The following is a 7,859-nucleotide window of genomic DNA, read 5'->3' on the forward strand; positions in this document are numbered from 1 at the left end:
GATGTGCGTCGCGACGCGGTCAAGGAACCACCGATCGTGAGAGATCACAATGGCGGCGCCCGGGAAGTCCAGCAGGGCTTCTTCCAGGGAACGCAGGGTTTCGACGTCGAGGTCGTTGGACGGTTCGTCGAGCAGCAGGACGTTGCCGCCCTCTTTCAGGGTCAGGGCCAGGTGCAAGCGACCGCGCTCACCACCGGACAGGTCCTTGACGAACTTCTGCTGATCGCCGCCCTTGAAGTTGAAGCGACCGACGTAGGTACGCGACGGGATCTCGTAGTTGCCGATGCGGATCTGGTCGGAACCGTCGGAGATCTGCTGGAACACGGTCTTGCTGCCGTCCAGATCCTCGCGGCTCTGATCCACACAGGCAAGCTGCACGGTTTCACCGACTTCGATGCTGCCCGAATCCGGCGTTTCCTTGCCCATCAGCATGCGGAACAGGGTCGACTTACCGGCACCGTTACCGCCGATCACACCAACGATGGCGCCTTTAGGCATGGAGAACGACAGGTTGTCGATCAGCACGCGGTCGCCGTAGCCCTTGGTGACGTTCTTGAATTCGATGACCTTGTCGCCCAGGCGCGGACCGGCCGGGATGTAGATCTCGTTGGTCTCGCTGCGCTTCTGGAATTCCTGCGACTGCATTTCTTCGAAGCGTTGCAGACGGGCCTTGGATTTGGACTGGCGGGCCTTGGCGCCTTTGCGCACCCACTCCAGTTCTTCCTTCATGGCTTTTTCGTGGGCCGACTGCTGCTTGGATTCTGCAGCCAGACGATCGGACTTGGCTTCCAGCCAACCCGAATAGTTGCCCTCGTAAGGAATGCCCGCGCCGCGGTCCAGTTCCAGAATCCAGCCGGCAACGTTGTCCAGGAAGTAACGGTCGTGCGTGATCGCTACCACGGTACCCGGGAAGTCGTGCAGGAAGTGCTCAAGCCAGGCGACGGAATCGGCGTCCAGGTGGTTGGTCGGTTCGTCGAGCAGCAGCATGTCCGGGGCGGACAGCAGCAGGCGGCACAGGGCTACACGACGCTTTTCACCACCGGACAGAACTTCGACCCTGGCATCCCAGGCCGGCAGACGCAACGCGTCGGCGGCGACTTCCAGCTGGCGCTCCAGGTTGTGACCGTCGCTGGCTTGCAGGATCGCTTCGAGCTTGGCCTGTTCAGCCGCCAGTTTGTCGAAGTCGGCATCCGGATCGGCGTAGGCCGCGTAGACCTCGTCCAGGCGCGCCTGGGCGTCCTTGATCACGCTGACCGCTTCCTCGACCACTTCACGCACGGTCTTGGTCGGATCCAGTTGTGGTTCCTGCGGCAGGTAGCCAATGTTCAGCTCCGGCATTGGGCGGGCCTCGCCCTCGAACTCGGTGTCGACGCCGGCCATGATTTTCAGCAGCGTGGACTTACCCGAACCGTTGAGGCCGAGCACGCCGATCTTGGCGCCGGGGAAGAAAGACAGAGAAATGTTTTTCAGGATTTCCCGCTTCGGCGGAACAACTTTGCCCAGCCGATGCATGGTGAATACGTATTGAGCCATGGAGAACCTAGGGTCAGTGACTGATGAATGATTGGAGCGCAGGCGATGCCCGGCCAGACCGTGCGCGTCGCCTGCGTGAGGCGACGCTGAAAAAGTCTGAGTCTAGGAGCTGGAACGCTCCCGCGTAACCGGCAAAGCTACCTTAATGACAGATGGCAGTCCAGCCGACGGGCAGGGGCTGGCACTTCGCCACAACTCAAGGCATGCTAGCCGCCCTTCGGGCGTCCGGCTTATAGTGCACGTCGCGCCAGTCCAGCCAAACCGCAGGATTACAGCTTGTCCAATGTCCCTCCGCCCCTGACTTCCAGTGAGCCGGCCACAGCGCCCGGCTCCCCCCTGCGCGGGACCTTGAAGGGCGCCTTGGCGACACTCGCACTATTGCTGCTGGCCCTGTTGTTCTGGCAATTGCTCGATCAGTTGCGCGAAACCCAGAAAAACCAGCGTCAATACACCATCGACTACACCGCCGATCTGGCCGCGCAGGTCAGCCTGAACATGGCGCTCAACGCGCAGATCGCCCTCAACCTGCTGCCGATCGTCGAGCAACCGCATGACGCCGATGAGCTGCAGGCGCTGCTGCGCAAGCTGCAACAGTCGCTGCCTGATCTGCGCAGCCTGGCATTGCTCAGCCCCTCGGGAAGAGTCATCAGTGACAGCGCTCCGGACAGCGATGACAGCGACTACCTGGCTGAACTGGTACGCCGCAGCCACGCCCAGACGCACTACTTCAGCAACGCCTCCGACGGTTCCGTGGTGCATTTATTGCTGCATCAGGCCAGCGGCAGTTCCCGAGGCTATTGGGTCTTGCGCCTGCCCCCCAGCTTTTTTTCGTCCTTGACCAAGCAAAGCGAGGCCGGCCGCCGCCCAATGTGGCTGGTGGAGAACCGCATCAATCATCAGGTCATCAGCCGCGACGATGCGCTGCCCTCGGTCAATCCGGGCACGCTGACCGAGGACGATGTCGCCAACAGCGTGCTGACGGTGCCGCTGAGCAGCAGCGATTGGCAACTGCGCGGCTTGTTCGACCGCCAGCGCGTGCTGGAAGAGCTGCTGCCGGCGTTCATCGGCAAATGTCTGCTGGGCCTGGCGTTTTCCATGCTGCCGTTCATCGCCTTGCTGAACATGCGCCGGCGTCAGCGCCAATTGAGTGAAGGCCGCCGGCGTTATCAGGACATTTTCGAAGGCACCGGCGTGGCTTTGTGTGTCCTCGACATGTCCGGGCTCAAGGTCTTTTTCGACAAGGCACAACTGCAGGGCAGCGAGCAACTGCACGCGTGGCTGGCGATCCCGGAACAACGCCGGCAATTGCTCAAGGAACTGCGGATCACCGCGGTCAACCAGGTCGCGCTGCAATTGCTTAATGTCGATAGCGCCGACAAAGCCTGGAAACTGCTGATCGACGGCCATCCGCAGGACGGCACCGCCATCGGCAACCAGGTGCTCGACGCGATGCTCAACCAGCAGCAACAGCTCGAGCTGGAAATCAAACTGCAGGATGCCAGCGGTCGCGACCAGCATCTATGGCTGGTGCTGCGCCTGCCGCAAACCCAGGACGACTATAACGCGGTGATCCTGAGCATCACCGACATCACCAGCCGCAAGCTCATCGAACTGTCACTGCAGGAGCGCGAAGGATTTTGGTCGGACGTGGTGCGCACCGTACCGGATCACCTGTATGTGCAGGATGTGATCAGCCAGCGCATGATCTACAGCAACCATCATCTGGGCCAGACCCTGGGTTACAACCGCACCGAGCTGCACCAGATGGGCGAATACTTCTGGGAAATCCTCCTGCATCCCGAAGACGCCGACTATTACCATCGCTCCCGCCAGGTCCAGCGCCAGGCCGGTTATCGCCAGTTGATGCAGTGCCAGTTGCGCTTCCGCCATCGGGACGGCCAGTGGCGACGCTTCGAGATTCGCGAGCAGGCACTGGCCCGGGACAAGGAGGACCAGGTCACGCGGATCATCGGCGTTGCCAAGGACATCACCGACCAGATCGAAGCCAGTGAATCCCTGCGCGACAGCGAGCAGCGCTACCGGATGCTCGCCGAAAGCATCAGCGATGTGATTTTCTCCACCGACAGCCGCCTCAACCTCAATTACGTCAGCCCTTCGGTGCAAGCGGTGCTGGGTTACGACGCCGAGTGGATTTTCCAGAACGGCTGGCAATCGACCATCGCCAACCCGCAACAACTGACTGGCATCTACCACCTGATGGACCGGGTCAGCAAAGCGCTGGATCAGCCGGACCAACTGGCGCTGCTGCGCAGCCAGGTGCAAACCCAACTGTTCCTGTTCGATTGCCTGCGGGCCGACGGGCGCAAGATCCCGATCGAACTGCGCCTGGTATTGGTCTGGGACGAACAGGGTACGTTCGAAGGCGTGCTCGGCGTCGGCCGCGACATCAGCCAGCAACGCCGGGCGGAAAAAGACTTGCGCATGGCCGCCACGGTATTCGAACACTCGACCTCGGCGATCCTGATCACCGACCCGGCCGGCTACATCGTCCAGGCCAACGAGGCCTTCAGCCGTGTCAGCGGCTATGCCGTGGAGCAGGTCCTCGACCAGTTGCCGAACATGCTGACCGTCGACGAGCAACAGGAATCCCACCTGCGTTACGTACTCAAGCAATTGGGCCAGCACAGCACCTGGGAAGGCGAAGTCTGGCTCAAGCGTCGCAATGGCGAGCACTACCCGGCCTGGGTCGGGATCACCGCCGTACTCGATGACGAAGGCGACTTGGCCAGCTATGTATGTTTCTTCAGCGACATCAGCGAGCGCAAGGCCAGCGAGCAGCGGATTCACCGCCTCGCCTACTACGACGCCCTGACACACCTGCCCAACCGATCGCTGTTCCAGGATCGCCTGCACACGGCGTTGCAATCGGCCGAACGGCAGAAGTCGTGGGTGGTGCTGATGTTCCTCGATCTCGATCGCTTCAAGCCGATCAACGACTCCCTCGGCCACGCTGCCGGCGACCGCATGCTCAAGGAAATGGCCACGCGCCTGCTCGGTTGCGTCGACGATGACGATACCGTGGCGCGCATGGGCGGTGATGAATTCACCTTGCTCCTGCAACCGCGAGCCAACCGTGAAATCGCCCTGAACCGGGCGATTCATGTGGCCGAGCAGATTCTCGCCAGCCTGGTGAAACCGTTCGTGCTCGAAGGCCGCGAATTCTTCGTCACGGCCAGTATCGGCATCGCCCTGAGCCCGCAGGATGGCAACGAACTCAGCCAGCTGATGAAGAATGCCGACACGGCGATGTACCACGCCAAGGAGCGCGGCAAGAACAACTTCCAGTTCTATCAGGCGGACATGAATGCCAGCGCCCTGGAGCGACTGGAACTGGAAAGCGACTTGCGCCATGCCCTGGAACAGAACGAATTCGTGCTGTATTACCAGCCGCAGTTCAGCGGTGACGGCAAGCGCCTGACCGGTGCCGAGGCGCTACTGCGCTGGCGCCATCCACGCCGCGGTCTGGTGCCGCCGGGGGATTTCATTCCGGTGCTCGAAGAGCTCGGGCTGGTGGTGGATGTCGGCGACTGGGTGATCAGCGAAGCCTGCCGCCAACTCAAGGCCTGGCATCAGGCCAGGGTACGGGTGCCGAAGGTGTCGGTGAACATCTCGGCGCGGCAGTTCTCCGATGGCCAGCTCGGCACGCGAATCGCCACCATCCTCAAGGAAACCGGCCTGCCGCCGGCGTGCCTGGAACTGGAACTGACCGAAAGTATCCTGATGCGCGAAGTCAGCGAGGCGATGCAGATTCTCGATGGCCTGAAAAACCTCGGCCTGAGCATTGCGGTCGACGATTTCGGTACCGGTTACTCATCGCTCAACTACCTCAAGCAGTTCCCGATCGACGTACTGAAGATCGACCGCACCTTCGTCGACGGCCTGCCGTCGGGTGAGCAGGATGCGCAGATCGCCCGGGCAATCATCGCCATGGCCCACAGCCTGAACCTGGCGGTGATCGCCGAAGGTGTGGAAACCCATGAGCAGCTGGACTTCCTGAGGGAGCACGGTTGCGACGAGGTGCAGGGTTACCTGTTCGGTCGCCCRATGCCGGCGGCTCGGTTCGAAGGGCAGTTCAGCAATGATGCGCTGTTCATGTTCGACTGAGATTTGCGGCGCGGCTACTGGCCTCATCGTCGGAACGCCGCCCGGAGCGAGCTTGCTCCGGGCGGCGTTCCGACGATGGGGCCGGCACGATCACCGCTAATCCCCGCATGAACACCACTTGTCTGCGACATGATGCCGTTTCATATGCCATCTAAAACCCATTGGGTTAGAATGCCCCCCYTTTCCGCCCCCGATCCTTGAGGACCGCCATGTTCAGCCGTGATKTGACTATTGCCAAGTACGACGCCGACCTTTTTGCCGCCATGGAGCAAGAAGCTCAGCGCCAGGAAGAACACATCGAGCTGATCGCTTCGGAAAACTACACCAGCCCAGCGGTGATGGAAGCTCAAGGCTCGGTACTGACCAACAAGTACGCCGAAGGTTACCCGGGCAAGCGCTACTACGGCGGTTGCGAGTACGTCGACATCGTCGAGCAGCTTGCAATTGATCGAGCAAAAGAGCTGTTCGGTGCCGACTACGCCAACGTTCAGCCGCACGCCGGTTCGCAAGCCAACAGCGCCGTTTACCTGGCCCTGCTGTCTGCTGGCGACACCATCCTGGGCATGAGCCTGGCCCACGGTGGTCACCTGACCCACGGTGCCAGCGTTTCGTCTTCCGGCAAGCTGTACAACGCCATCCAGTACGGCATCGATGCCAACGGCCTGATCGACTACGACGAAGTCGAGCGGCTGGCTGTCGAGCACAAGCCAAAAATGATCGTGGCCGGTTTCTCTGCCTACTCGCAGATCCTCGACTTCCCGCGCYTCCGTGCAATCGCCGACAAGGTTGGCGCTTACCTGTTCGTCGACATGGCCCACGTGGCCGGTCTGGTCGCCGCTGGCGTCTACCCGAACCCGGTTCCTTTCGCTGACGTGGTGACCACCACCACCCACAAGACCCTGCGCGGTCCACGTGGCGGCCTGATCCTGGCTCGCGCCAACGCCGACATCGAGAAGAAACTGAACTCCGCCGTATTCCCGGGCGCCCAGGGCGGCCCGCTGGAGCACGTGATCGCCGCTAAAGCGATCTGCTTCAAGGAAGCGCTGCAGCCTGAGTTCAAGGTTTACCAGCAGCAAGTGGTGAAGAACGCCCAGGCCATGGCCGGCGTGTTCATCGAACGCGGCTTCGACGTGGTTTCCGGCGGTACTCAGAACCACCTGTTCCTGCTGTCGCTGATCAAGCAGGAAATCTCCGGTAAAGACGCCGACGCCGCTCTGGGCAAAGCGTTCATCACCGTGAACAAGAACTCCGTGCCAAACGACCCACGCTCTCCGTTCGTCACTTCCGGCCTGCGCTTCGGTACTCCGGCTGTGACCACTCGCGGCTTCAAGGAAGCAGAGTGCAAGGAATTGGCCGGCTGGATCTGCGACATCCTGGCTGACCTGAACAACGAAGCGGTGATCGACGCCGTTCGTGAGAAGGTCAAGGCCATCTGCAAGAAACTGCCGGTGTACGGCGCTTAATCAGCCCCGCTAAACCGCAGTTAAAAAAACCGGCCAGAGATGGCCGGTTTTTTTTCGCCTGCGAAACACCTGTGTAGGAGCGAGCTTGCTCGCGAAGGTCGTCAACGGTAACGCGTGCTTGCTGGTTCAACGCATTGTCATTGAAGCCATCGCGAGCAGGCTCGCTCCTACAGGACCAGCACCACTGGTCAGACCGGTCATGCCAATTTTCTAATTTTTACTTGCGAACACCCAAAAATAGCGCCTAGACTGCGCCTGCACTGGACATACCGGTAAGACCACAATAATTAAGTCCTGAAGTCGATGCGCCCTGCGCACGGCAGCCAGGACACCGACCAGGATTCCTCCCATGCTCAGATGGTGCTCGCGTTCAATCTTCCTCCAAGTGGTTCTCGGACTGGTGCTCGGCATCGTCTGCGGGCTGACCCTTCCCGAATACTCCGCTCAGCTCAAACCACTCGGTGACGGTTTCATCAAGCTGATCAAAATGCTCATCGGCCTGATTGTGTTTTGCGTAGTGGTCAGTGGCATCRGCGGTGCCGGCGACCTGAAGAAGGTCGGCCGAATCGGTCTGAAATCGGTGATCTACTTTGAAGTGCTGACCACCATCGCTCTGGTGATCGGACTGGTATTCGCCTTCAGCACCGGTATCGGCAGCGGTGCGAACATTCACCTGGAGCAGCTTTCCGCAGCCGATATGGGCGACATTGCCCAGCGCGGTCAGCACATGCACACAAC

Annotated in this window: 4 protein-coding genes; 3 read left to right on the plus strand and 1 reads right to left on the minus strand. The window is 60.9% G+C overall.

Annotated features, from left to right (window positions below):
* The coding region (gene ettA / locus ACXRVY_RS11965) for an energy-dependent translational throttle protein EttA (protein WP_458237455.1) at positions 1-1,533 on the minus strand (1,533 nt) is incomplete at its 3' end.
* A 276-nt stretch (positions 1,534-1,809) separates the two neighbouring features.
* Here ettA and ACXRVY_RS11970 point away from each other — a divergent pair.
* From ACXRVY_RS11970 to ACXRVY_RS11980, 3 genes are all read left to right on the plus strand, one after another.
* A complete protein-coding gene (locus ACXRVY_RS11970) occupies positions 1,810-5,658 on the plus strand; it encodes a sensor domain-containing protein (RefSeq protein WP_223461056.1) in 3,849 nt (1,282 codons plus the stop codon).
* A 209-nt stretch (positions 5,659-5,867) separates the two neighbouring features.
* Positions 5,868-7,121: a serine hydroxymethyltransferase gene (gene glyA, locus ACXRVY_RS11975; protein ID WP_458237456.1), complete on the plus strand. Its 1,254-nt coding sequence runs from the start codon at positions 5,868-5,870 to the stop codon at positions 7,119-7,121.
* Positions 7,122-7,470: 349 nt separating this feature from the next.
* Positions 7,471-7,859: cation:dicarboxylate symporter family transporter (locus ACXRVY_RS11980; protein ID WP_458237457.1), on the plus strand; the 389-nt coding region annotated here is incomplete at its 3' end.

Source organism: Pseudomonas sp. P5_A2_2, from assembly GCF_054177685.1.